Source organism: Pseudoalteromonas sp. SR41-8 (assembly GCF_014163915.1).
Lineage (GTDB): Bacteria > Pseudomonadota > Gammaproteobacteria > Enterobacterales > Alteromonadaceae > Pseudoalteromonas > Pseudoalteromonas rhizosphaerae.
The window spans coordinates 11,725-37,044 of record NZ_JACJEE010000032.1; the positions used below are offsets into that span (position 1 = coordinate 11,725).

Annotated in this window: 23 protein-coding genes; 5 read left to right on the forward strand and 18 right to left on the reverse strand. The window is 40.4% G+C overall.

Annotated features, from left to right (window positions below; translation table 11 throughout):
* Window positions 1–53: 53 nt before the first annotated feature.
* Window positions 54–2,072, reverse strand: a complete 2,019-nt coding sequence (locus H5162_RS17355) for an SUMF1/EgtB/PvdO family nonheme iron enzyme (protein WP_182779132.1) — start codon at window positions 2,070–2,072, stop codon at window positions 54–56.
* Window positions 2,073–2,352: 280 nt separating this feature from the next.
* On the opposite strand from H5162_RS17355, the gene H5162_RS17360 reads away from it, so the two are divergent.
* Window positions 2,353–3,207, forward strand: coding sequence for a 1-aminocyclopropane-1-carboxylate deaminase/D-cysteine desulfhydrase (locus tag H5162_RS17360; protein WP_182779148.1), 855 nt, complete (start codon window positions 2,353–2,355; stop codon window positions 3,205–3,207).
* On the opposite strand, the gene H5162_RS17365 is transcribed toward H5162_RS17360, so the two are convergent.
* The 3 genes from H5162_RS17365 to H5162_RS17375 form a co-directional block, all read right to left on the reverse strand.
* Entirely contained in the window at window positions 3,204–5,003 is a 1,800-nt protein-coding gene (locus H5162_RS17365; RefSeq protein ID WP_182779134.1) for an EAL domain-containing protein, read from the reverse strand. The two genes, H5162_RS17360 and H5162_RS17365, sit on opposite strands and share 4 nt — an antisense overlap.
* A 329-nt stretch (window positions 5,004–5,332) precedes the next feature.
* Window positions 5,333–6,058: a single-stranded DNA-binding protein gene (gene ssb, locus H5162_RS17370; RefSeq protein WP_182779136.1), complete on the reverse strand. Its 726-nt coding sequence runs from the start codon at window positions 6,056–6,058 to the stop codon at window positions 5,333–5,335.
* 20 nt (window positions 6,059–6,078) lie between these two features.
* On the reverse strand, window positions 6,079–7,446 hold the full coding sequence (locus H5162_RS17375) for an MFS transporter (protein WP_182779138.1): 1,368 nt from the start codon (window positions 7,444–7,446) through the stop codon (window positions 6,079–6,081).
* 164 nt (window positions 7,447–7,610) lie between these two features.
* Between H5162_RS17375 and uvrA the strand changes: the two genes are divergently transcribed.
* Window positions 7,611–10,436, forward strand: a complete 2,826-nt coding sequence (uvrA, locus tag H5162_RS17380) for an excinuclease ABC subunit UvrA (protein WP_182779140.1) — start codon at window positions 7,611–7,613, stop codon at window positions 10,434–10,436.
* A gap of 30 nt (window positions 10,437–10,466) precedes the next feature.
* Complete coding sequence (locus H5162_RS17385) at window positions 10,467–11,525, forward strand: hypothetical protein (protein ID WP_182740298.1); 1,059 nt, start codon at window positions 10,467–10,469, stop codon at window positions 11,523–11,525.
* Window positions 11,526–11,673: 148 nt separating this feature from the next.
* Here the strand turns inward: H5162_RS17385 and H5162_RS17390 are convergent, their stop codons facing one another.
* From H5162_RS17390 to rpe, 5 genes are all read right to left on the reverse strand, one after another.
* The gene (locus H5162_RS17390) at window positions 11,674–12,120 is read right to left on the reverse strand and encodes a DUF6326 family protein (protein WP_182735079.1); all 447 of its coding nucleotides are present in this window, start codon (window positions 12,118–12,120) and stop codon (window positions 11,674–11,676) included.
* Between the two features lie 373 nt (window positions 12,121–12,493).
* Window positions 12,494–12,859 (reverse strand): hypothetical protein, encoded by a 366-nt coding sequence (locus H5162_RS17395; RefSeq protein ID WP_149982639.1) that lies wholly within the window; start codon window positions 12,857–12,859, stop codon window positions 12,494–12,496.
* Between the two features lie 384 nt (window positions 12,860–13,243).
* Window positions 13,244–14,248: a tryptophan--tRNA ligase gene (gene trpS / locus H5162_RS17400; protein WP_182735078.1), complete on the reverse strand. Its 1,005-nt coding sequence runs from the start codon at window positions 14,246–14,248 to the stop codon at window positions 13,244–13,246.
* 50 nt (window positions 14,249–14,298) lie between these two features.
* Complete coding sequence (locus H5162_RS17405; protein ID WP_182735077.1) at window positions 14,299–14,964, reverse strand: HAD-IA family hydrolase; 666 nt, start codon at window positions 14,962–14,964, stop codon at window positions 14,299–14,301.
* A complete protein-coding gene (gene rpe, locus H5162_RS17410) occupies window positions 14,964–15,647 on the reverse strand; it encodes a ribulose-phosphate 3-epimerase (protein WP_182717700.1) in 684 nt (227 codons plus the stop codon). The genes H5162_RS17405 and rpe overlap by 1 nt, the downstream gene beginning before the upstream one ends.
* A 284-nt stretch (window positions 15,648–15,931) precedes the next feature.
* On the opposite strand from rpe, the gene H5162_RS17415 reads away from it, so the two are divergent.
* Window positions 15,932–16,225 carry a hypothetical protein gene (locus H5162_RS17415; protein ID WP_145238548.1) on the forward strand — a complete coding sequence of 98 codons (294 nt, stop codon included), beginning with the start codon at window positions 15,932–15,934 and terminating at the stop codon, window positions 16,223–16,225.
* Between the two features lie 55 nt (window positions 16,226–16,280).
* A complete protein-coding gene (locus H5162_RS17420) occupies window positions 16,281–16,415 on the forward strand; it encodes a DUF2970 domain-containing protein (protein WP_257326428.1) in 135 nt (44 codons plus the stop codon).
* On the opposite strand, the gene H5162_RS17425 is transcribed toward H5162_RS17420, so the two are convergent.
* From H5162_RS17425 to H5162_RS17465, 9 genes are all read right to left on the reverse strand, one after another.
* A complete protein-coding gene (locus H5162_RS17425) occupies window positions 16,378–17,229 on the reverse strand; it encodes a Dam family site-specific DNA-(adenine-N6)-methyltransferase (RefSeq protein WP_149982636.1) in 852 nt (283 codons plus the stop codon). The two genes, H5162_RS17420 and H5162_RS17425, sit on opposite strands and share 38 nt — an antisense overlap.
* Window positions 17,230–17,282: 53 nt before the next feature.
* Window positions 17,283–18,623: an AAA family ATPase gene (locus tag H5162_RS17430; protein ID WP_182759960.1), complete on the reverse strand. Its 1,341-nt coding sequence runs from the start codon at window positions 18,621–18,623 to the stop codon at window positions 17,283–17,285.
* A complete protein-coding gene (gene aroB, locus H5162_RS17435) occupies window positions 18,623–19,693 on the reverse strand; it encodes a 3-dehydroquinate synthase (protein WP_182735074.1) in 1,071 nt (356 codons plus the stop codon). The genes H5162_RS17430 and aroB overlap by 1 nt, the downstream gene beginning before the upstream one ends.
* 25 nt (window positions 19,694–19,718) lie before the next feature.
* Window positions 19,719–20,237 carry a shikimate kinase AroK gene (gene aroK, locus H5162_RS17440; protein ID WP_008466255.1) on the reverse strand — a complete coding sequence of 173 codons (519 nt, stop codon included), beginning with the start codon at window positions 20,235–20,237 and terminating at the stop codon, window positions 19,719–19,721.
* Between the two features lie 184 nt (window positions 20,238–20,421).
* Window positions 20,422–22,506 (reverse strand): type IV pilus secretin PilQ, encoded by a 2,085-nt coding sequence (locus H5162_RS17445; protein WP_182731698.1) that lies wholly within the window; start codon window positions 22,504–22,506, stop codon window positions 20,422–20,424.
* Window positions 22,493–23,029 (reverse strand): pilus assembly protein PilP, encoded by a 537-nt coding sequence (locus H5162_RS17450; protein ID WP_182731697.1) that lies wholly within the window; start codon window positions 23,027–23,029, stop codon window positions 22,493–22,495. Before H5162_RS17450 ends, H5162_RS17445 begins: the two co-directional genes overlap by 14 nt.
* Entirely contained in the window at window positions 23,026–23,646 is a 621-nt protein-coding gene (locus tag H5162_RS17455) for a type 4a pilus biogenesis protein PilO (RefSeq protein ID WP_182735072.1), read from the reverse strand. Before H5162_RS17455 ends, H5162_RS17450 begins: the two co-directional genes overlap by 4 nt.
* Entirely contained in the window at window positions 23,646–24,209 is a 564-nt protein-coding gene (locus H5162_RS17460) for a PilN domain-containing protein (RefSeq protein WP_145238523.1), read from the reverse strand. Before H5162_RS17460 ends, H5162_RS17455 begins: the two co-directional genes overlap by 1 nt.
* Window positions 24,197–25,276, reverse strand: a complete 1,080-nt coding sequence (locus H5162_RS17465) for a pilus assembly protein PilM (RefSeq protein WP_182759961.1) — start codon at window positions 25,274–25,276, stop codon at window positions 24,197–24,199. The genes H5162_RS17460 and H5162_RS17465 overlap by 13 nt, the downstream gene beginning before the upstream one ends.
* Window positions 25,277–25,320 lie beyond the last annotated feature (44 nt).

The following is a 25,320-nucleotide window of genomic DNA, read 5'->3' on the forward strand; positions in this document are numbered from 1 at the left end:
TACCTTTGTTAATTGGGTAAAAAAGGAAGCTATGCTTCCTTTTTAAATTAATTTTATCGTTCGCGTACTAGACGAAAACCAATATAGTTTGCACGAAAATCTGGCGCTAAAATCAAACGAGTTGAAGCACGAGCTAAGCTAGGCGCGAAATTCCACGCACCACCACGGACAGTAACATCCGCTTGTTCAGCTGACTTATGAGTCCATTCCCATACATTTCCTACTGTGTCGTAGAGACCAAACGCATTAGGTGCAAACGAGCCTGTTGGCGATGCACTTTTATTTGACCACTCACTACCACACCAACCACAATTGGCTAAATTTTTACCTATCTCATTCCCCCACGGGTATTCAGTTTTAGTACCAGCGCGTGCTGCATACTCCCACTCAACCTCATTAGGTAAACGATATTGTTGACCTGTTTGACCAGACAACCAATCAGCGTATGCTTTCGCATCGTTGTAGGTTAAGCACACTGCTGGAAAATCACTGCCTTGCTCAAAACCTGGATTACGCCAATTTAAATTTGCTTCCCAGACCGGTTCGCCATTTAAATAATAAGCACAGCCACGATTACGCTCAGCTTCAGTTTTATAGTTAGTGTTGCTGACGAACTTTTGATAAGCACCGACTGTCACTTCTTTATTTTGCATCGCAAATGAGTTTGCAATGGTTTTTTCAACAACTGGACGCTCATTTGCAAGTCCATTGCCATTGATATCACCCATTTCAAACTTACCTGCGGGAACAACTACCACGTCAGCGGCAGCATTGCCTATAGCTGCACTAGTTACTGATGTCGTATTACGTTGCTCGCTGGTGTATGTCGGTGCAGCAATCGACTCAGGCTTTTTTACCAACTTAGCATGAATCGTCTGCGGCTTTCGTAAATCAACACGCACGCGATAAGGTTTATAACCCTGCTTGCGAACTTCAACATCATGAATACCACTTGGTAAAGTCGTTGCTAAACGTGTTGAACCAAAACTTACGCCATCAATAAACACTTCGTCGTCGTATACGTTTGAACGCAGTGTAAATTCAATCATTTTATTACTATCAACGACTTGTGTATTAACCGTTGACATTGGTTTGACTGAATAATCACGTATTGGTTGTTCACTCAAGCGTGACACCGAAACGTTGGCATTATCCTGACCATCACTGAATGTTAACTGACTATCAGTAAAAGTAGTGTCATACCGAGTTTGATAGGTTGCCGTTAGCGGCGTGCCGTACTCTGAACAATAGCGATTATCAACACTCAATAAATTACATAAGCGGCTGCTATTCACATCACCGCGCATAGTGACGCTTAAGTTAACGTTATAATTGCCTTGACCGCTAAAAGCACTATTAACTACATGGCTACTTAAAACCTGTACTTGTGCACCAGCCATATTACGTTTGGGTTCAACTAGGCGCTCTTCAGTTAAGTTAGCAAAAATTTGGTCTACAAAACGCTTGGTTGCTTTTTGTAAGCCCATTTGCTGGCCTCGTTGCTCACAGGCTGCCAATGTTTCTGTTCGTTTACAGTTGATAGTGTGATTAACTTCTAGCGTCCCTTCGCGGGTAAACTCATTGCGTAAGCGCTCAACTCGGGCTGTTGTTAATTGTTCTTTTAAGCTTTCGAGTGTATTTAACTGAGTATGTTTTGCTACGCGAATTTGTTCAATGTCTTTGCGGTGGGATGCAATTGCCGCCAACTGCATCGCGATATCGTCTTTATTTTGCTTATGATCAACCACAGCTTGCTGATATCGCGCCTGTGCAGCACTTATATCAATAGTGGGATCATCAATTAAACGACGATACATTTCATTCATGGCATCAAGTGCTTGATTTTTTTCTTTGTCCAGCTCAGTCGAACGAGTGCGTAATAAATCAAGTTGACTTTGTAACTGACTTTCTTCTTTTAAATGTTTTTCAAGTATCTGTGTAGCGTTATCGTATTCAGCTTGTTTAATACTGATCTCAGATTCAATTCCAGTAACTGTGGCTGTATCTTGTGCAAATGCACTCGATGCAAACAAACTAGCTGAAATTAACAGAGATAAAGGAGCAATTCGCATATATTCCATTCCCAAAAAGCGGCAATTATTTGGTCATTATTTATTTTTTATAATTAAACTCTTATGCTATGTACTTGCAAGGCAAAACACAAGCTTTGTTCAAAAATTATCTGAGTTTACAACTATTACCGTACTTCATGCCAGTAAATTACCATCACATAGTATGAAAATAGACCCTTTTCTTGTTCATGGCTAATTTGTTAAACTTATGGCCCATTTATTTTAAGTTGCAACTGTGAATTTAATCCCTGAGTCTCCACTGCAAAAAATCACTTGTTCGATGCTGAGTGAACAAAGAATATCTTTATCGATAAAACGTGACGATCTTCTGCATCCGTTAATAAGCGGCAATAAATGGCGAAAATTAAAATATAACTTAACTGCAATGAAAACAGAGGGTAAAACAGAATTAGTTACTTTTGGCGGTGCTTTTTCAAATCATATTCATGCCTGTGCTGCTGCAGGAAAGCAATTCAACTTAAAAACCCACGGCATTATTCGCGGCCCTGAACTTGATCGACACAACCCCACCTTACAGTTTGCTAAGCAATGCGGTATGCAGCTTCACCCTGTAACACGTATAGAATACCGAGAGCGAAATACTCCAGATTACCTAGCTCAGTTACAAGCATATTTCCCCAATGGATATATATTACCGGAAGGTGGCACTAATAAAGCCGCCTTGCTAGGTTGTAGAGAACTCGCTCAATCATTACCTCACACTGATTATGTTTTATGCCCAACCGGTAGTGGCGGCACATTAGCAGGACTGATTGAAGGCTGCGATAAGACCACTCAGGTTTTAGGGGTTGCGGTATTAAAGCAAGCAGATTATCTAGTGGATGAAATCAAATCTCTTAGTGCAATTGCTACGCAGCAGCAAAACTGGCAATTACTCACCGCGTTTCATGATGGTGGCTATGGTAAATTTAGCCCTAAACTTTGGCAGTTTTGCCAAATGATGCAAACCCAACATAAATTACCACTTGAGCCTATTTATTCAGGAAAAATGATGTATGCATTATGGCAATTAATCGCACAAGGCTACTTTCCAGCAGGTAGCAGGATCGTTGCGATTCATACCGGCGGTCTGCAAGGCTTAGATGGACTGCGTTACCGCCAGTTAATAGATTAATTAACCATTACATTAGTAAACTCTTGCAAAGGCTCCGTAAAATAAAATCCTTGCGCGCCAATGACGCCCTGTTTTTTAAGCATATTGAGCTCTTGCTGCGTCTCAACACCAACACCGTATACGGGTAAGTTCACTCGCTCTGCACTGGCTACAATTTGGCGCACCACTTTTTGCTGCGTTACATTTTTATCAATGTCGTGGATTAAATCATAGCTAAGCTTGAGTCCTTTGATCCCTTTGTAAGGCGCTAATAAAGCGATTTTATCGTGCGATGAAACATTATCAATTGATACTGAGCTCCCCACTGATTTAATTGTACTAAAAGCAAAATTCAATCGCTGTTGATGTTGATAAAAATCCACCTCCGATATCTCAAACTGTAGTTTATCAGCGCCTTTTACATTTTTCATCCTCTGCCCAAACCAGCGCCAATAGTCATTAGAAAACCAATTAAATGCGTGTAAGTTAATACTCACAGTTAACGCACTTGTTTCACTTTCTAATAACTTAACAACTTGCTCCAATACTGTTTTATCCAATAAAACAATCGCTGAATCATTTTTTAGTTGAGGAATAAATTGCTTAGCAGAAAGCATCCCTAAAGACTTATGACGAACCCGGATCAAAGCTTCATGCTGTAAAATATCACCACTGGCGAACTCAAATAGCGGCTGAAAAAACAACATAAATTTCTTTTTGCTAATGTAATCAGCTAAGTTCTCATCGCTATTTGCCAGCACCGTTGAACGCGTATGGTTAAACGGTACCCGATGAGTATGCTGCCATGGACTTTGTTTTGCTAATGCGAGTGCTGATTTAGTTAACTGATAAACCACAGTTTGATCGGCACCATCGCGGTAATTACATACGCCTATTTTAATTTCTTTACGAGACAAATCACCGCGATAAAGCAAAGAAGCCTGATAAATAATTTGATGCAAGCGCTTAGTGTAAGCATCGATATCAGGTTGAGGTATATTCTCCAAGGTAATTGCCAGACCTCCTGAAGATAACAACTTAACTGATACCCGAGATAACTCTTTAAAACCTTTGATTACAATAAGTTTAAAGTGGCTTTCTAAATCAACGTTATCTGGAAATGGCCGTGTCCAATAAAGTAAAGCAAAAAGGTGGTTATGATTATTTTGGATACCGTACATTGCGGTAATTGCAACATCGTCTGCGGAACTTAATTTACGCTTGGCTGTAAGTACTTTTGTACTATTAATTGCAATATCATTTAGTGCTAATTTAACCACATCTTTAGGCGCTTGTTGGCTGCTTGATACTTTACTACCAGTTAATAATGCAATTGAATCTATGCCATCGCGCTGTTTAAATAGCAGACGCCACCAGCGATAACTCCAAATAGCAGCGCCAATCATCACTAGATTTAATAAAATAAATAGCGGACTTTCTACAACCCAAAAAGGCAAATGATAAAGCTTTAAACTAACTGTTTTATATTTAAAGATATCACTATCTTGGGTCATAAAAGCAGAAAAGTGAAACGACTCATGGGCTGATTCAAGCATAAAACCATGACTTTGAGCAAGTGCGGCAATGATCTCTTTATCTGCAATTGGCTTTAGTTTGAGGCTATAGACTTGCTTAGCTAATTGACTCCCAGTGATGTGTACTTTTTGATGCAATATCTCCCCTAACAAGAGATTAAATACTGTTAGTAAAAGCATAAAAGCAATCACATAAATACTTAGCATCCGTACTTGTGCATTTTTAAATTGAGTCACCATGGCTGTTACGCTATTTGTATGAATAGCTAAAGTGTTGTTCAAGATCCTTATAAACACAAGGCTACAGCATGATTAAAGATGGTTTTAAATGCTATAAATATAGTAACAAAGCCAAAACTGACGCTTTTTTAGAGACCTAGGACAGTACACGTTCTAAATAAAAATAACTCTCACTCCATAGCATTTGATAGCTGTTAACTAAAAAAACTCCAACATAAAAGAAAAATAGCGGTCAGCTCCCTCTATTCATCAGCTCTTACTATTTTGTAATATTCAGACTACAGCACACTATAAAAACAAAAAAGCCGCTTAAAAGCCGCTTAAAAGCGGCTTTTCAGGGTATTTTTAAACATTTTCATTTTTGTCTTGAATTAGAACGGGATATCGTCATCAAAATCGATAGGTGGTTCCATTGGATTTGATGCGCCGCCTTGCGGAGCACTTTGTGGCTTAGGTGCAAAACCACCTTGCGCTTGTCCGCCACCTTGTGGAGCATAGCCGCCACCTTGGTATTGATTACTTTGCTGTGGTGCTGCAGCTGGTTGCTGACGAGCTGCTGGCGCTTGTTGTGGCGCTGGCGCATAACCACCGCTTTGCTGTGCTGCACTTTGCTGCTGAGCATACCCACCACCTTGTTGTGGTGCGCTTTGCTGCGGTGCGCTCTGTTGTTGGCCGTAACCACCTTGAGATTGACCACCGTGGCTTTGCTGTTGGCCACCTTGGTAACCGCCACTTTGTTGGTCGCCACCACGGGCACCTAACATTTGCATTTGACCAGTGAAACCATCCACTACGATTTCAGTGGTGAATTTCTCTTGGCCTTGTTGGTCAGTCCATTTACGGGTTTGAAGTTTGCCTTCAACGTAAATTTGTGAACCTTTACGGCAATATTCACCAACAATTTCAGCTAACTTGCCAAAAAAAACAACACGGTGCCATTCTGTTTTATCAACCATTTGACCGGTGTTTTTGTCTTTATAGCTATCTGACGTAGCTAGAGTAATATTCGCTACACCATTGCCGTTAGGCATATAACGTACTTCTGGATCTTGACCTAAATTACCAACCAAGATTACTTTGTTCACACCGCGTGCCATGGACCTTTCTCCTATAAACGTTATATTAAACCAGCCACTTTGCGGGCTTGGTCTAGGTCAAATTCTTTATCATCAATCTTTAAATAACTGCGATTTTCATCACAGACTACTGTTGCTTCAATTACGCCTGGTAAAGCAACTAAACGAGAAGCAAGGGTTTGCGCTTGCTGCTCGTTACTTAATTCTGTCATTAAGCTTATCATTTTACTGCGTGGCGGGACTTGCATATTCCACGCAAGGATAAGCCATATTACCCCAACAACTGCGGCTGCGGCAAACACTGCTTGCGGCGTTGTTGATTGCGCAACGTAACCGCCTAAAATACCACCTAAAAATGCACCAAAAAATTGTCCTGACGAAAACACTCCCATCGCCGAGCCTTTTTGGCTAGCAGGTGCTAAGCGCGATACTAATGCCGGCATTGTCGCTTCTAAAAAGTTAAAGGCAACAAAATACGCCAGCATACACATCGCCATGCCGATGATTGAGTCAACACCAATTGCCATTGCCAACATACTTAGAGCGAGCACTGCGATAGAGCCAACAAATGCCTGTTTCTCTTTTTCTTTGCGGATCGCAATGATCATCACTGGCGCCATTAATAAAAATGCCAGTAATAAAACGGGAATATATACTTGCCAATGCGCTTGTGCTGCTAAACCTTTGGCAATTAACTGCCCTGGTAAGGCGACAAAAATCGTCGTCAAGGTCAAATGTAATAGCATCACCCCTAAATCTAAACGCGCTAATTGCGGGTGCTTAATGAGTTTTTTAATATCGCTAAAGCTTGCTAAGGTATCGCCTTTGGGGGCTTTACTAACCGCTTTGGGGACCAAAAACAACACAATAAAAATACCCGCAACAGCCAAAATAGCAGTTAACCAGAACACTCCAGCAAGACCCCACGCTGCGGCAACCATTGGACCAAGTAACATAGCAATAGCAAAGCTCATGCCTATGCTCATACCAATCACGGCCATCACTTTTGGTCGTTGCTCATCGCGGCTCAAATCAGAAGCAAAAGCTAATAACGAGCTGGCAATTGCGCCCATCCCTTGTAATGCTCGCCCTAACGTGACCATTTGCATTGAATCAGCCGTGGCAGCAATCACCGAACCGATGGCAAAAACAGTTAAACCGCCAACAATGACTTTTTTACGGCCAATTTTATCCGATAACCAACCCATGGGAATTTGTAACACAGCTTGTGTTAAACCATAGGCGCCAATCGCAAAACCAATCCATATCGGTGAAAATCCTGATAATTCTTGCCCATAAATCGCCAATACTGGCATCAACATAAATAGGCCAAGCATACGAAATGCAAACACACTCGCTAAGGAAACTGCGGCGCGTTTTTCTCGTGAATTGAGTGAAGAAGCTGTCATGATTCGCGTGTTCTTGCTGTCTATTAAAATTTGAGCAGGGATTCTACCACAAGCTTACAGAGAAATAATCGTCCCAATGCGATGATTTTTCATTGATCAAGGATTAATCTTCGCACGTATTATGAGATACTCAGTAAATCAATTTGGTAATGAAACGAGATAGCATGGAAAACATTGAAGTCCGAGGCGCCCGCACGCACAATTTAAAAGACATCAGCCTAACCATTCCCCGTGATAAATTAATTGTTATCACCGGTCTATCTGGTTCGGGTAAATCGTCTTTAGCATTTGATACCTTATATGCAGAAGGGCAGCGTCGGTATGTAGAATCTTTATCGGCCTATGCCAGACAATTTTTATCTTTAATGGAAAAACCGGATGTTGATCATATTGAAGGGTTGTCGCCGGCAATTTCAATTGAACAAAAATCAACGTCACATAATCCCCGCTCCACCGTTGGCACCATTACCGAAATATATGATTACCTGCGCTTAATGTATGCCCGTGTCGGTGAACCGCGTTGCCCTACTCACGATTTGCCACTCGCTGCACAAACTGTTAGCCAAATGGTCGACACTGTGCTGGCGTTCCCAGAGGGCAGCAAGCTGATGTTGCTAGCCCCTGTTGTGAAAGAGCGCAAAGGTGAGCACGTTAAGTTGTTAGAGCAACTAGCCAGCCAAGGTTATATTCGCGCCCGTATTGACGGGGAAGTATGCGACCTTTCTGATCCACCGACTTTAGAACTACATAAAAAACACACTATTGAAGTCGTGGTCGATCGTTTTAAAGTGAAAGATGGCTTACAACAGCGTTTAGCAGAATCGTTTGAAACCGCGTTAGAGCTGTCAGCCGGTGTAGCAACTATTGCATCGATGGATGACGCAAACGCCGAAGAGCTGCTGCTCTCCGCCAACTTCGCTTGCCCAACATGTGGCTACGCCATGACCGAACTTGAACCTCGGTTATTCTCATTTAATAATCCGGCAGGCGCATGCCAAAGTTGTGATGGTTTAGGGGTTCGTCAGTATTTCGACCCAAATCGAGTGATTCAAAACCCAGAGCTTAGTTTATCTGGCGGTGCCATAAAAGGCTGGGATAAACGCAGTTTTTACTATTTCCAGATGCTACAAGCCGTTGCTGAGCACTATAAATTTGATTTAGAAATGCCATTTCAGGAACTATCTAAAGATGCTAAAAAAATCATTTTAGACGGTTCTGGCGATACAAAAATTGCTTTTAACTACCGCAACGACCGTGGCGATCTGATCACTCGTAACCATGAGTTTGAAGGCGTGTTAAATAACATGAACCGCCGCTATCGTGAAACAGAATCAAATTCCGTGCGCGAAGAGCTGGCTAAATATCAAACCAGCCAAGCTTGCCCAAGTTGTAAAGGGTCGCGCCTTCGCCAAGAAGCGCGCAGTGTATTTATCGGTCAGACTAACTTACCCGCTATTACCAGTATGAGTATTGGTGAAGCGATGAGCTTTTTTGAGCAACTAAGCTTAACGGGCCAAAAAGGCCAGATAGCTGAGAAAATCTTAAAAGAAATTCGCGACCGTTTATCGTTTTTGATCAACGTAGGGCTAAATTATCTCTCTTTAGAGCGCAGTGCTGATACTTTATCTGGCGGTGAGGCTCAACGTATTCGCTTAGCCAGCCAAATTGGCGCAGGCTTAGTAGGCGTAATGTATGTACTTGATGAACCATCGATTGGTTTGCATCAACGTGATAATGACCGTTTACTGCAAACGCTAATCCATCTACGCGACTTAGGTAATACCGTGATTGTGGTAGAGCATGACGAAGATGCCATACGTGCCGCCGATCATATTATTGATATTGGTCCTGGAGCTGGTGTGCATGGCGGTTATATCATTGCCCAAGGTACTCGCGATGACATTTTAGCTAGCGAAGAGTCAGTAACAGGGCAATTTTTATCTGGCCGACGCAAAATTGAAGTTCCCAAAGAGCGTCATAAAATCAACGATAAGTGGTTAGAGCTGTTTGGCGCTAGCGGTAATAACTTAAAAAATGTCGATTTAAAAATACCTTTTGGTTTAATGACCTGTATTACTGGCGTATCAGGCTCTGGTAAGTCAACACTTATCAACGACACCTTATTTAAACTTGCTCATACCGAACTAAACGGAGCAACCACCGCCGAAGCCGCACCGTACAAAGCAATTAGTGGCCTTGAGCATTTTGATAAAGTTATCGACATTGACCAAAGCCCGATTGGCCGTACCCCACGCTCAAACCCAGCCACATATACCGGTATTTTTACTGGCATTCGTGAACTGTTTGTGGGCACGCAAGAATCTCGCTCTCGTGGTTACAAAGTCGGTCGCTTTAGCTTTAATGTAAAAGGTGGCCGCTGTGAAGCTTGCCAAGGCGATGGCGTGATCAAAGTCGAAATGCACTTTTTACCTGATGTATATGTGCCATGTGATGTCTGTAAAGGGCAACGTTATAACCGTGAAACGTTAGAAGTGCAGTATAAAGGCAAAAACATCCATCAAGTATTAGAAATGACGGTGGAAGACGCACACGACTATTTTGATAAAATACCCGCCATTGCGCGTAAACTAAAAACCTTAATGGATGTGGGCTTGTCTTATATTCGCTTAGGCCAAGCCGCGACAACGCTCTCTGGTGGTGAAGCTCAACGGGTTAAACTCGCCCGCGAGTTATCTAAACGTGACACAGGTAAAACCTTATACATTTTAGATGAACCAACCACAGGCTTGCACTTTGCTGATATTGAACAATTATTAGTAGTACTGCATCGCCTGCGTGACCACGGTAATACGATTGTGGTTATTGAGCATAATCTTGATGTAATAAAAACAGCCGATTGGATCATTGATCTAGGTCCCGAAGGTGGTGCTGGCGGCGGTGAGATCCTCATTGCAGGCACGCCGGATGAAGTAGCCGAATGTGAGCGTTCACATACTGGCCACTATTTAAAACCCCTATTATCAAAATAGGGTTTTCGCTTTATGTACTAAGGTTGGCCGGTGTTAAGATACATAAAAATTGCCAGATGGCGTGCAAACAAACAGCTGAGGCAACAACAGCAAAATTTGCAACCTCATAAACTGCGCTTTTATGAGCAAGGTAAAGCTATTTGGTTTAATCTTAACACCGCGCAAAAGCTCTACTTATTGGCGTTAATCTGCCTAATCATCTTTCAAAGTGGTTGGCTATGCGCCAGTATCACTATCGTAGCGCTTACTATTGAGTTTTGGCCAAAGTTCAATAAGCTCTGGCATTCACTTGCTGGCAAAGCACTTATACTTATTTTCTATGCCAGTATCGCCAACTTTGTACTGGCCAATGCCAGTGGCATTGTGAATAATGTAACTCATGTTTCAGCAACACATTTTAATTACACCCACAATTTTGCCACGCTACTTTATTTACCACCCTGGGCGTTGGGCATCTCTCTATCGACATTACTATTATTACAATTGATATTGCCGTTCTATATTTTTATGCTCTTAATCATCAAACCGTTTGGTTCACAGCGGGTAAAGTTTATTAGCCAAAGCTATTCACCTTTACTTACAGCTTCTATACGGTTTTTTTTATCAACGATTGTAATAATCAATCTAATGTCTTTTGTTGATGACAAAGATACCGGTGCCGTTTTTGATGACATAGTAAGCAACTTCGTCAGCAGCAAGCAGCTCTCAAGTCGAGCACTAACAAAGCAACAAGAAGTTGAAGTTGTAGAAGAGCTCAGCCAAAAAATACATGGGCAACTACCAAGTGAAAATATTACCCAAACACCTTCCACACTGCCAGTAACTCCGACGGAAGAAGATGAAACCACTCAATCCGTACGATTATTCTTTAACACCAAAGGTTACTTTGAACGCAGCAAACGGTTAATTGCTATGTTTGCTTACACCTACGAAGCAGACCAATACTCCCGTTGCAAAAAATCTGACGACAGTAAATCGATTGAGATTAACGACTACGAAATTGTTGAAATTGCACCAGATAACAGCAAACCTTACGGTTACAGCTTTACGGTAAAAGCATGCCAATCGCCGGGCATTAAAGCGCCATAGCGGGCTACGGAAAATACTAAAACCAGCGAATTAAAGTAAAACGGTAATCCCCATCGCGGGAGGTAAACCGCCCATTGCACTCCCCGTTAATAAAAAAGCGCTTGATGGGTGGTATGGAGCTGGAGATTAGAGATCTCCGGCTATCCGTTTATGCATTACCTACAGCACACTGTTCGGTTTTAGGCCAGTTCCACGCATACCAAACAGTAGAAATTGAAAGTAATATTTCAATAGCCGTTAGATATAAATAGAAACCCCATGTAGTTTCTAAGTTTACCGCAATAAGAAGGACGACGTATAAAGCAGGCATGATTATATTTAACCAGCGATTTATACTCGGTTTTAACACTAGGGTAAGAAATATCATTACACTTGGAACAGACATAAGTAGAGCTACGGCAAAGAACTCTAATTGAATCCCTTCTTTCGCTGATGTTACTTCCATCGCATTAGCTAAAACTCCAGGAACATAAATTTCAATATAATCACCATATACATAGCAAAACATAACAGCCACCCAAAGCGAGGATATTATTAGTTTTACGTTTATTGGGAAATCTTGAAAAACACTATTTGAATTATTAGTCGAACTCATTTGAACTCCGTTTTCTGAGTAATATATAACGATCCTGTTAATTTACTCATTTTAAATTTATTTTTATTGATGTATCAACCATAGTCGAGTTCCTATTTTGATTCAATTTTTAGTGATTTTCTAATTTGGTCGTCATTAATATTATTTGGGGTTTTAGATGACGATACAGGTTGTTTTTGTATCTTTTTTGAGGTTAGAAGGAATTAACGCTGTACTAGGTAATGACTATTTAGCTTCACGAGGTTTAACGTTACTGAAAGATATTTGGATAAATATTTATTACGGAAGATGAACCGCCTATACCACTTCTTTATAATAAAAGTACTTGATGGATGATGTAGACTCTGGAGTTTAGTGACCTCCGGCTATCTGATTAGGCTTTTTTGTAAACGAAAAAACGAAATATTAAAGCTTGAAATAATGCTGCGAGACCAAACAACAACGAACCTTTATAAAACAAGCACGGTATAACAAATACACTTGGCAAAGCAGCGTAGTATAAATAAGAACCATTAGTATATTTGCTGATTACAAAATGGAGAGGGAATCCAATTACTAACCATCCAACAATAGAAATAAGCAAATACACACCGATGTATAGCAATAACGTAACAACAAAGCCTAAAGTATCGTTCTCTGATAATGATGTAAAACTATTAAATAAAGCGTAAATAGCAATACCTAGTCCCACATATAAGAGGCTTTTTAGTATTGCATCATCCCACCCGCCAAGACCCAATTTTTTTATCCTTAAATATAACATTTTAGTTTTTATGCAACACGCAGTTTATATTTTAGTGTCGCTCGTAGACTGAGGCGCTACATGCTCGATCTGTCAGAGTTGCTGTCGTTTATGCTAAGGGTTTTAAATTTATGGAAAGTCTTTTTAGTATAAACTAAATCAAACAAATGTAATTGTGTGCTTGTTGTATCTAAGCAGCCCCTGCACTGCTCAATATCTATTACTTTTCTATTGAACAGAATTTAGAGCATTAAAACAACAAAAAATTGATTGCCTACGCTCTTCATTGAGCTGTAATCGGTATATAGCAGTTACAAAAAAGCCAGATATTACGTTGTAGTTGGAACCATCTGGCTTTATATGATTAGTTATTAGCAAGCGTTACGGACGTGGAATAAATCCTAACGCGTTGTAAACAGACTTTAAGGTCACTTCTGCACGTGCGCTGGCTTTTTCAGCACCGGTTTTCATGATGTTGTTGAGCAATGCTTGATCTTCACGGATCTCTTTAAAGCGCGCTTGGATTGGCTCGATCATGCTTACTACTGCGTCAGCGGTGTCTTTTTTCAGATGGCCATACATTTTGTCTTCGTATTCAGGCACTAACTCTTCAATTGAGCGCTTGGTTGCAACAGACATAAGTGTTAGTAAGTTTGATACGCCTGGTTTTTCAGTGCGATCAAAATAAATACGCGCTTGCTCGTCTGAATCGGTTACTGCTTTTTTAAGCTTTTTCTCGATCTTTTTTGGTTCGTCTAACATCATGATAAAACCATTTGGGTTTTCATCTGATTTAGACATTTTTTTCAGTGGATCTTGCAGGCTCATTACGCGCGCACCAAACTCTGGAATGTAAGGTTCTGGGATCGTGAAAACTTCACCATATAAGTTATTAAAGCGCGTTGCGATATCGCGTGTTAGTTCAAGGTGCTGCTTTTGATCATCACCTACTGGTACTTGCGCCGCTTGATAAAGTAAAATATCAGCTGCTTGTAATACCGGATAAGCAAACAAACCAACGTTTACGTTGCTGGTGTTCTTTGCTGACTTATCTTTAAACTGGGTCATGCGGTTAAGCTCGCCCATTTGCGCATAACAGTTTAATACCCAACCTAGCTGTGCATGTTCAGGCACTTGCGACTGCACAAATAAAGCAGCTTTATCTGGATCAATACCACATGCAACATACAAAGCTATACCATCTAATACACGGGTTTTTAAAAGCTCTGGATCTTGGCGTAACGTAATCGCGTGCAAATCAGCTAACATAAAGTGGCTATCATACTCTTCCTGTAGCTTTACCCACTGGTTAATAGCGCCAACATAGTTGCCTATTGTCATTCCACCGGTTGGCTGCATGCCACTTAACACTACTGGTTTACTCATGATGTTCCTTTATATTACAAAAATAAAAAATGCTAAAATTAAAAAATCGCTTAACGCTGGGTAAGAACAGGTATTATATCTAAGAAATTCTCACAGAGGTACTGTGGATTCAAATCAGCAAGATTTTCACCTTGGTTATAACCATAATTAACGGCAAGTACGTCTATATGTGCCGCTTGCGCCGCTAAGATATCACTTTTTGAGTCACCAATCATAATTGCTTGACTCACTGGTACATTTAATTGCTGACAAGCAAATAAAAGAGGCTCTGGTGAAGGCTTTTTGGCCATGTCATCACCACACACTATCACCTCAAAATGACTGCTTAAAGCGAGCTTATCAAGTAGCTTTTCAGTAAAGCAGCGGGCTTTGTTAGTGATCAACGCTTTTGGTATACCACGTAACGCCGCAAGGCCTGTTTCTACGTGTTGATAAAGCACACTGTATTCACCTACTTGTTGCTCATAATGACCATAAAAAAGCGCAATTGCTTTATCTGCTAATGCTGGATCTAGGTGTTCACTGACTTTCATGTCGCCACTGAGGCCTCGCTTAACCAGCATTTCAATGCCGTTACCAACCCAGCTTTGTACCAACCCCTGACTTACAATTGGAAAAGCTAAATCAGATAAAGTCAGATTCATCGCTATATATAAATCATAAACACTATCAACTAAAGTACCATCAAGATCAAATAAAGCGGCTTCATACTTCATTATTTTACACCCTCTAACTGGGCACGCATTTGTTCAATTACTTGTTGGTAATCTGGCTGATTAAAAATAGCAGAGCCGGCAACAAACATGTCAGCTCCGGCTTGAGCCGCCGCCGCAATATTATCGACTTTAATACCACCATCTACTTCTAAACGAATAGCACGACCTGAATCATCAATTATTTTCCGTGCTTGGCGTAGTTTTTCCAAAGTATGAGGAATAAAACTTTGACCGCCAAAACCTGGATTAACCGACATTAATAAAATCACATCAAGCTTATCAATTACATGTTCTAAATAGCTTAAACTCGTCGCAGGGTTAAAGACTAAACCAGCTTGGCAACCATGATCTTTGATCAGCTGCAAAGTGCGATCAATATGTTCACTCGCTTCAGGATGAAAAGTAATGATTGAAGCACCAGCATCAGCAAATTGCGGTATTAAACTATCGACCGGTTTAACCATTAAATGCACATCAATAGGCGCCGTAATACCATAATCACGCAGCGCTTTGCACACCATAGGCCCAATTGTTAAGTTTGGCACATAGTGATTATCCATCACATCAAAATGAACTACATCTGCACCAGAAGCTAAAACACGCTCAACATCTTCGCCCAAACGGGCAAAATCAGCAGATAAAATAGACGGGGCGATAAGGTACTTTTGTAGTGTTTCTAACATAAACAATCCTTAGTGATATTAAAAATGCGCAAAATAGCAGGGCCGATAATTGCCATAATGTAACCTAAATCAAGCTATTCCCCAAGAATCCCAGCTAATTAAAGCTTTAACTCTATTTGAAGTTTTGCAACGGTTATATTTTAAACAGCTAAATATAAACATTATTTTTACCTTAACCTTTTAATTTTATTAATTTTTTATATTTGTTAAGGATAAATTAAGTTTGTTATTTGAGCATTTTTTATGTATGCTCTAGTGAGTAACACTATTATGGACTTAGTAAAATGCGTGCTTTTAAAATCGGGATCTTAACTGCGGCTGCTATAACTATCGGTACACTAAGCTATTTTTCAAAAAGTGATAATACACTTATCGCAGCTAACGATTGCGAATGTAGCTCAGGCCATTTAAAAATTAATAATGCAGTGCAATGTATGAAGGTCGAACAAGAATCAAGTTGGATGTCATGGATCACTGGTGATAGTCGCAGTGCACAATTTCATTATTTAGATTTACTTGAATTATTAACCAGCTCAGACGAACCACAAAAAGCACGTTCACTTAGTCCTAGGTTCTAGTAAAGTGCGGCAACTGATCAGCGCTATACAAAGTGTTGTTGCGGCATTTTTTGGTGTGCAATCTGAGCACAAGCGTCACGCTGACTTTAAACAACACTCGCCTACCAGTATTATTATCATCGCTATTATTTTATTTATATTTTTTGTAACCGCTATCTATGGCGTGGTGACTTGGGTGCTAAGTACATAGCCATCAACTCATTGACTTTATTGCGCGAACCACCTTTTGGACTAATCGTCCGCTTAACTTGAATTTCAGCTAACGTTGCTTGGCTATATATTTTACGTGTCCATACAGTGTCATGATTCGAGATCAATACCGGTGTTTTGTTTTCAAATGCCGCTTGCTCAGCTAAATTAGCTAGATTCGCCTGATCATCTAAATTAAAGCCACCCTTAGCATAAGAGGTAAACGACGCCGTTTTACTCAAAGGAACATAAGGTGGATCGCAATAGATCACTGCGTTATCGGGTACTAATTTAAATACATCGTCATAACCTAAACAAGTAAACGTGGCTTGTTGCGCTTTTTCGGCAAAAAAGTACATTTCTTTTTCAGGAAAATACGGACGTTTATACTTACCGAACGGAACATTAAAAATTCCTTTCAGGTTATAGCGGCATAAACCGTTGTAGCCGTGGCGATTCATATATAAAAATAAGATCGCTCGCTCGTAAATGTCATTACTTTGATTAAACTGTACGCGATAATCATAATATGCGTCAGGCTGATTGTTTAAATCAACAAACAGCTTTTTAGCATCGCTGATGAATTCATCTGGAGAGTTTTTTAATTCGTTATACAAGTTAATGAGATCAGCATTAATATCATTAAGAATATAATCTTTAAAATCTGTGTTTAAAAATACCGAGCCAGCACCAACAAACGGTTCAACTAAGGTATCAGCGTGTTTGCTCGCTTCATTTAAGCGCGCGCTAATATCTTCAACTAAGCTGTATTTTCCGCCAGCCCATTTAAGGAAGGCTCTGGTCTTTTTCTGCATCGGCTCTTTACTTCAAACTGGTGTGCCGCGATTTTACACTAAACAGTGTAAATTTACTGATCTAGTAACGCGATTTCTTGTTTTATTTTACTGATTTTTTTATAAAACGGCTGATTTTTACGCACCGCTTCAGGTAGGCTTGCTAGCACTTCGCGAGCAGCATTTAAGTTATCAAAGCTGCCATAGGTTACCACCCACCAAATTTTATCGTTGCGGCGTGTTTGATAGACTTTACCAAGTACTTGCAGCGACTGTTTAGCAACAAACTGCTCGGCGATTGTTTGCTGAGTTACCGCTAGTAACTGGATCACGACCTTACTATCCGGCTGTTGTAGATACCAAGCATTATCTGCTGGCATAATTTGCTGCGCTTGAGGAACAGGCTCTACCACAGTGGGTTCTTCAGCCAAGCTAGTCGTGATATCAACAGGCTCTGCAACTGGCGCTAAACTATCGAGTATTGCCGCAACATTATTTTCCTGAGTAGGATTATCAATAAGCGGCTTGTCTTGCTCTGGTTGAGCTTGTTGATCAGCTGATTGAGCATCTGCAGCTTCTACTTGTGAGGAATCTATTGTCACCGCTGGTTCTGTTACAGCTTGCTTTAAAGTATCGACTGCGATTGCCGTCGCCACTGGAGTTTCAGGTTGTGGCTGATAAAAATCATGCCACCAACGGGTCATATCAGATTTATATAAAAAGCCAATGATGAGTAACATAATAATCACTAGCAGCGTTATTAAATGTACTCGCCAAGATACTTTATCAGTGACTACAACCTTAGCTGTATGCTGTGTTGGTTGCCACGCTAACAATAAACTCGGATTACCGTGTGCTTCGCGCAAAAAGGTTTGAAATACCGGGTCTTCATCATAAGGTAAATCATTAAAATAGCACTTCATCAACTGTTTACTTTCTGCTATTGAAAGTGCTTCAAGATGAATTTCAACAGCGCTTTTAAATTGCCCCACTGATTGCGATGCCAGTAAGACATATAAAGTAGTAGGACTATGCTTGGTAAGCGTTGTTAACTCTTCGACCATTTCCTCAGATAAATGCCGTCCACCATCTAACACCCATAAACATGGACCACAGTTTTGCTGTTTAGCTAGTTGGTAAAAATTTTCTGACAGGCTTAGGTTTTGATCAATTAACGGCGAGCGGAAGCTTTGTTCCAGTAACTCACTCATCAATTGCATATCACTCATACGCGCACTTAGCTGCACAAATGACTTATTAAAATCACTGTATTTATCAGTAATGAAGGTTTCGAGAAGATAACTTTTACCAAGTCCAGAAGGACCCAGTAAGACAATTAAATTTTGCCCATATTCAAACTGTAGGGCAATCCGATCAACCAAAGCCGCACGGCTAGGTAAGATTTGCGATTGCATTAGCGCCCTATTAAATCTCGGACCTGTTGATCTGAGACATCATCAACCAACGCGCATTGACCAAACTGAGTAGGAAGAATAAAACGGATCGTGCCTTTTTTATTCTTTTTATCTTTACGCATATGATGAAGGAAATGTTCAGCAGTCATCACATCAGGGATCTCACTAGGCAAATTATATTGCGCTATTAAGGTAACGATCCTTGCAACTTCTTGTGCACTTAAATCACCACGAGTATGAGCTAGCTGTGCTGCTAATACCATGCCAGTAGCAACAGCTTCACCATGTAGCCATTGGCCGTATCCCATTTGCGCTTCGATAGCATGTGCAAAGGTATGGCCTAAATTAAGTAACGCTCGTAGTCCTGCTTCTTTTTCATCCTGAGCGACAATCAGTGCTTTAATTTCACAACAACGAAAAATCACATGCTGAATGGTTTCTTCATCCAAAGCCTGTAATTGCGCGGTGTTGTTTTCTAGAAAAGTAAATAATTCTGTATCGTAAATTAAGCCATATTTAATAACTTCAGCCATACCGGCTGCAAATTCACGAGCAGGAAGTGTATGCAATGATTGAGTATCAATAAACACGGCTTGCGGCTGATAAAAAGCCCCAATCATGTTTTTACCCAAAGGATGGTTAACCGCCGTTTTACCGCCAACTGATGAATCAACTTGCGATAATAAGGTAGTGGGTACTTGAATAAACGGTACTCCGCGTTGATAGCAGGCCGCAACAAAACCAGTCAGATCACCGACCACACCACCACCAAGGGCGATTAAGCAAGTATCTCTGCCGCAATTATTTTCAAGCAAAAAAGCCGAAATTTTCTCAAACCATTCCAGTGATTTATATTGCTCACCATCAGGAATAATAAAACTTAGCGGATTTAAATCAGCTAATAACGCCATTGCATCGCTTAAGTACAAAGGTGCAATGGTGTCATTAGTGATAATGATAGGTCGACAATCACCAATATGATGATGCAGCCTGTCAGTCTGTTGAAGAGCAGATTGACCAATATAAATAGGATAACTTCGCTCGTCTAAATTAACTGTTAATTCAAGCATCGCTAGTATCCTTTCTTATTGGTATTTAAAAATCTAATTTCTCGATGATTTGATTAGCGACAACTTTAGCGCTTTGCTCATCAGTGCGTACAACAAAATCAGCTACTTCTTTATACAACGGTTCGCGTTCTTCAGCTAAGCGCTCTAATACATCACGAGGTGCTTCTTCTGTTTGCAGTAATGGGCGACGCTTGTCGCGCTGCGTGCGTGCAACTTGCTTTTCGATAGGTGTCTCTAGGTATACAACAATACCACGAGCCGAAAGCTTGTTTCGTACTTCTTTACTCATCACAGAACCACCACCAGTTGCAAGTACAATACCTTGCATTTCTGTTAGATCGCCAATGACAGATTCTTCACGAAGTCGAAAGCCTTCTTCACCTTCAAGATCGAACACCCAGGCAATATCTGCACCGGTACGGCGTTCGATTTCTTGATCAGAATCGACAAATTCAAGGTGCAATTGATCTGCAATGTGACGACCAATTGTGCTTTTGCCAGCCCCCATAGGGCCAACTAGAAATATATTACGTTTTTCAGCCATATCTTTTAGTACAAACGAACTCTAAAATTTGAAATAAAACCCCGCCTAACGACCTGGCCCCAAAATTAAGGAGGGGATTATCTCAGTAATTGATTGGGTATTTCAAGTCAATTAGAACAAAAAGCCAATTAACGAGCAATTAAAGTCAATAATTGCCCATTGTGTAAGAATAAATCAGTGTAAATTACTCTATTTGGATTTTCGGAGTAACGAAAATCAGCAATTCTTTCTTTTCATTGAACTCACTAGTGCTTCTAAACAGCACTCCTAGGTAAGGAATATCACCTAATAATGGTACTTTTTTAACTGAGTTAATGATTTGCTGCTGGAATATACCACCAAGTACCACGGTTTGACCATTCTCAACCAGTACTTGGGTTTGAATTTCTTGGGTATCAATTGCAACTGCAGGACCAGTTCCAGTTTGTACCGTATCACCTCGGGTATCTTGGGTAATGATTAAATCCAAGATAACTTTATTATCTGGGGTGATGTGTGGTGTTACCTCAAGACTCAATACTGCCTTTTTAAAGCTAACAGTTGTAGCACCACTTGAAGCAGATTCAACATACGGTATTTCGGTACCTTGTTCAATACGTGCTTTTTTCTGGTTGGCAGTCGTAATGCGCGGACTTGCGATAATTTCACCACGGTTTTCTTCTTCAAGCGCGGTTAGCTCTAAATCAAGTAACGTGCCATTTGCTAATTTAGCAACGTGCATACCAATACTGCCAGCGGCACCTGTGATAGGCAAGTTTACATTAAGGCGATCAGAAATACTTGGAATGGTGCCGTTAGAAATCGTATTAGCACCTTCTAAGGTACCTGAAATACCATCAGTGCCTTGTTGATCACTAAACCCCCAACGTACTCCTAAGTCTTCTTTTACGTTATCACGTACAGTAACCATACGTGCCTCAATAATAACTTGTCTAACCGCTATATCCAAAGTTTCGACCATACGGCGAACACTTGCAATGCTTTTAACGGTGTCTTTAATTAACAAGGTATTGGTACGTTTATCAACGGATACACTGCCGCGAGCACTAATAATGCTGTTAGTGTCGGTTTTCAGTAAATCAGCAAACTCTTCCGCTTTAGCATAATTCAAACGAATATATTCACTATAAAGCGGCTCTAAATCTTCAACTTGTTGTTTGGCTTTTAGATCTTTCGCTTCGCGGGCGGCAAGCTCTTCAGATGGTGCAACCATTAATATAGAGCCATCCATACGCTTATCTAAACCTTTAACGCGTAATACCACGTCAAGAGCTTGATCCCAAGGCACACCATCTAAACGCAGAGTTATGTTGCCACTGACTGAGTCACTGGTTACTAGGTTGAAATCATTATAGCCGGCAATAATTTGTAATACGGCACGCACTGAGATGTCTTGAAAGTTTAGCGTCATTGGCCGACCTTGATACTCTTTACCACCTTCTAAATATGAACGTTGCGAGTCATCTTTTTCAACTGTAAGAGTAAGGATATTTTCAATTTGCTGATAAGTAAATTTAAACGCTGCATTAGGAGTTATTACCACCCTGCTCATATTATTTTCTTTAAATGTCTCAATTGAGCTGACCACAGTGCCAAAATCTAGCACATCTAGCTCATATAATAAGTCATCTAAAATATCAGTATGATGAAATTCAGCAATAATTTTACCGCCACTTTCATGCACATCAATCGCAGCTTGAGTGTCTTGCAAGAATACTAATACTCGTGCTTCACCTTTTTCACCACGACGAAAATCAATAGACTGGATTGAGTTAATGTAATTGCCAGTCACTTCTTTGGCGGTATTAGCATCTTCTTGTGACGTGATAGGATTATCGGAAACGTGTAATGAAACAAGATTATTATTAACCGTTGTTTGGTAAATTTTTAAACGCTCTAAATGAACAGTGACAATCAAGTTACCATCAGCAGCTACACTATTAACTTTTTCAATACCGCCTTGGTTGATTTGTACTTCACTTATACCTTGTTCAACATCAGTGGCATTAAAGCGCATTTCAATACGGGCTGGGTTATTAAATACCTGAACTTTTGGTTCTTCACTCAGCTCCTCATCAAATACCAGCTGTAACTGTGTTTCTCCAGCTATTAATGGGCTATAACGAATGTCATACAATAACGGAGTTGCCATTGCTGATTGCGTGATAAAAAGGGCAATAACAACAAACAAAGCCTGATGAATGCGATTACTCCAAGATACTCCCTTATGCATTTTAATTTTACCTTTTTTATTTTTAACTAGTGCCATTGGAGCCCGCCTCTAACATTTCAAGCTTCGTAAGACGTTCTTTCCAACAACCAGACCCGTCGGGTATTAATTCTAACAATTCTATATAATCACTTTTAACATCTTGTACAACACCATGATATAAACCAATATGATTACCCACAGTCACTCGGTGCAAAGTATCATCTGCAGCTTTAATTAATGCCCATGTTTGGCCACCAGAACCCAGTGTGCCTTTCATTGCCAGATTATCCAACGGATATTTCTCTAAAACTTCACGCGTACGATCAGGATCAGGATGTAAACAGTTTTTAACTTGGATCATGTTATTTTGAATAATTTCTGGCTGCGGCGCAACAAAAGGACTACGTAGTTGCTGTGCATTGTATTCAAAGTGCTCAAATTGGATCAGTTTTGGAATGGCCTCAACTTTAGGTGTAGTGCTGGCTTTTACCTGATCAATAAACTCTTTTTGCTCAGAGGTATCATCGTTACATGCGCTCACCAAAATACCGCCGAGTAAAACCAAGGCTAATTTTTTCATTTTTTAGCCCCTACTTTTTTCACGCCGCCTTCGTAGCGGTAAGTTTTGGCGACCACGCTAAATGTCAGCTTGCCTGAATCTGAACTAGTAATTGAAAAGTCATGCAAACTTACGATACGAGGAAGTTGCGCTACTTTGCCAACAAAATCACCAAACTCATGGTAGCTACCTATTACTTCAATTTTAATCGGCAACTCAGTATAAAACTCTTTTTCCACTTCTGGTAACCAGCCAATTTTAAGAAAGGTTAAGCCACTGGTCGTGCCCACATAAGATAAATCATCAAGTAAGCCTGGCGTTTCGTTTGAAGTCGGTAAGCGCTTTAGCAGTAAAGAAAACTTTTCTTCCATTTCAACCATTTGTTGACGGTAAATTTCTAGATTACTCGCTAGTGAGTATTTCACTCGGTAGTTACTGCGTAACTCAACTTCTTTACTAACCGCATTATGGTAGCTGTCTATTTCATCTGAAACCAATAAGCTGTAACTGAAAAACAATACGAGGGCAGCTACAAAAGTGCAGCAAATAATCTTGACAACTATTGGCCAGTCGCCAATGTTTTCAAGCTCAATTTCGTTCCATTCAATCTCTGTTAACGCTTTGATATCAAGGTTCATTATTTAACCTCTCCAATCTTATCAAAGGGTTTTACATAAAATTCCATATTAAAATCACTCAATAAACGAGACGATTTTTCACCAGCAATAATACCTTGCATTATCGGCTTTTCGAGCAGATAGGAATTTTGTACTTGGCGTAACATATTTGACAAGTAATTATTTGATTCGCTACGACCAACCACATGAATTGCACTACCACGGCGCTCTAACTTAGTTAGATACACCCCCGTTGGTACAATTTTGGCAACTTCATCCATAATTTGCGTACCCAAGTTTCGACTACTTTGCAGTTCTTCGATTAAGCGCATACGTTGCTGCAAGTTTTCTTTCTTTTTGTCTAATTCACGTATTTCACTAATACGTTTATCTAATTGGCCAATTTCAGCTGAAAGGTAATTATTTTTAATATTTTGACCATCTCGTAAACTACCGTAATAACTACTGAGTAAATACATACTGATAAAACTGCCAAGCACCACAAAAAACAAAACAGTGGCAAATTTATTCTGTGATTGTTTGCGCTGCTGTTCGCGCCAAGGCAGTAGATTTATATGTGGCATGATGAAAAACTCCTTAATGCCAAACCAGTCGCTATTGCAAATTGAGTACGATGACGCTGTAACACATTGCGATCGACATGATGGGAAATATCCATATTTTCAAAAGGCTCTGCCACTATGGTATGGATGCCTAGTTCTTCGATTAGCAGTCGATCGAGGCCATCAATCATCGCTGTGCCACCAGTGAGCACAATGTAATCGATTTGATCTTTGCCACTGGTAGTTAAAAACATCTGCACTGCGCGGCGTACTTGCTGTAATAATGAGGTTTGAAATGGTGCCAATACTTCAAACGTGTAGTTAGGCGGAAGATCGCCTGTAGTTTTACCTATTTCAGCTTCATCAAAACTTTTATTATAATAAGCTACTATGCTGTTAGTGTATTGATCGCCACCAAATACTTGGTCTCGGGTGTAAATCGTTTCACCGCCAAGTACCACACTTACCAACATAAGTACCGCGCCAATATCGACCACTGCTACACACTTATTAAATGCATCGCTTGGTAATTGCTGATAATACACATCCATTGCGCGACTCAGGGCATAGCTTTCTACATCAACTACTTTTGCTATTAAGCCAGCTGATTCTAATGCACCAACACGAGCTTCAACACTTTCGGTACGCGCAGCTGAAAGCAACACATTCATTTTGGAAGGATCGGCTTCGTTGGTACTGAGCTTTTCAAAGTCTAGGCTAACTTCATCTAAAGGATAGGGAATAAGGCTGTCAGCTTCGATTTCTATTTGCGACTCAAGCTCTGCATCTGAAAGCGTAACATCCATAAAAATTACTTTCGTAATGACGGTTTGTCCCGATACTGCTACTGCTGCCGAACGAATTGACTTTGGTAACTTACGCTTTAATTTAGTAATGATATTACCAATCGCCTCAATATCTTGAATATTGCGCTCAGCCATTGTACCTTTTGGCATTGGCTCAATTGCTAACGCTTCGAGCCTATAGCCACTGTCCGTTTCATTCAGTAACACTGCTTTTATAGCATGTGAACCGATATCTATCCCTACCATCATCGATGAAGACTTATTCAATAGTTGACTTAGCATGTTCGCAACTTGGCCTTTGTTTTAAGAATAAACAAGTTATAATT

Excerpts from the sequence above, each read along its gene's own strand:
- H5162_RS17355 (WP_182779132.1), bottom strand. The coding sequence starts at position 2,072 with ATGCGAATTGCTCCTTTATCTCTGTTAATTTCAGCTAGTTTGTTTGCA.
- H5162_RS17360 (WP_182779148.1), top strand. The coding sequence starts at position 2,353 with ATGCTGAGTGAACAAAGAATATCTTTATCGATAAAACGTGACGATCTT.
- ssb (WP_182779136.1), bottom strand. The coding sequence starts at position 6,058 with ATGGCACGCGGTGTGAACAAAGTAATCTTGGTTGGTAATTTAGGTCAA.
- H5162_RS17375 (WP_182779138.1), bottom strand. The coding sequence starts at position 7,446 with ATGACAGCTTCTTCACTCAATTCACGAGAAAAACGCGCCGCAGTTTCC.
- uvrA (WP_182779140.1), top strand. The coding sequence starts at position 7,611 with ATGGAAAACATTGAAGTCCGAGGCGCCCGCACGCACAATTTAAAAGAC.
- H5162_RS17390 (WP_182735079.1), bottom strand. The coding sequence starts at position 12,120 with ATGAGTTCGACTAATAATTCAAATAGTGTTTTTCAAGATTTCCCAATA.
- trpS (WP_182735078.1), bottom strand. The coding sequence starts at position 14,248 with ATGAGTAAACCAGTAGTGTTAAGTGGCATGCAGCCAACCGGTGGAATG.
- H5162_RS17405 (WP_182735077.1), bottom strand. The coding sequence starts at position 14,964 with ATGAAGTATGAAGCCGCTTTATTTGATCTTGATGGTACTTTAGTTGAT.
- rpe (WP_182717700.1), bottom strand. The coding sequence starts at position 15,647 with ATGTTAGAAACACTACAAAAGTACCTTATCGCCCCGTCTATTTTATCT.
- H5162_RS17415 (WP_145238548.1), top strand. The coding sequence starts at position 15,932 with ATGCGTGCTTTTAAAATCGGGATCTTAACTGCGGCTGCTATAACTATC.
- H5162_RS17425 (WP_149982636.1), bottom strand. The coding sequence starts at position 17,229 with ATGCAGAAAAAGACCAGAGCCTTCCTTAAATGGGCTGGCGGAAAATAC.
- H5162_RS17430 (WP_182759960.1), bottom strand. The coding sequence starts at position 18,623 with ATGCAATCGCAAATCTTACCTAGCCGTGCGGCTTTGGTTGATCGGATT.
- aroB (WP_182735074.1), bottom strand. The coding sequence starts at position 19,693 with ATGCTTGAATTAACAGTTAATTTAGACGAGCGAAGTTATCCTATTTAT.
- aroK (WP_008466255.1), bottom strand. The coding sequence starts at position 20,237 with ATGGCTGAAAAACGTAATATATTTCTAGTTGGCCCTATGGGGGCTGGC.
- H5162_RS17445 (WP_182731698.1), bottom strand. The coding sequence starts at position 22,506 with ATGGCACTAGTTAAAAATAAAAAAGGTAAAATTAAAATGCATAAGGGA.
- H5162_RS17450 (WP_182731697.1), bottom strand. The coding sequence starts at position 23,029 with ATGAAAAAATTAGCCTTGGTTTTACTCGGCGGTATTTTGGTGAGCGCA.
- H5162_RS17455 (WP_182735072.1), bottom strand. The coding sequence starts at position 23,646 with ATGAACCTTGATATCAAAGCGTTAACAGAGATTGAATGGAACGAAATT.
- H5162_RS17460 (WP_145238523.1), bottom strand. The coding sequence starts at position 24,209 with ATGCCACATATAAATCTACTGCCTTGGCGCGAACAGCAGCGCAAACAA.
- H5162_RS17465 (WP_182759961.1), bottom strand. The coding sequence starts at position 25,276 with ATGCTAAGTCAACTATTGAATAAGTCTTCATCGATGATGGTAGGGATA.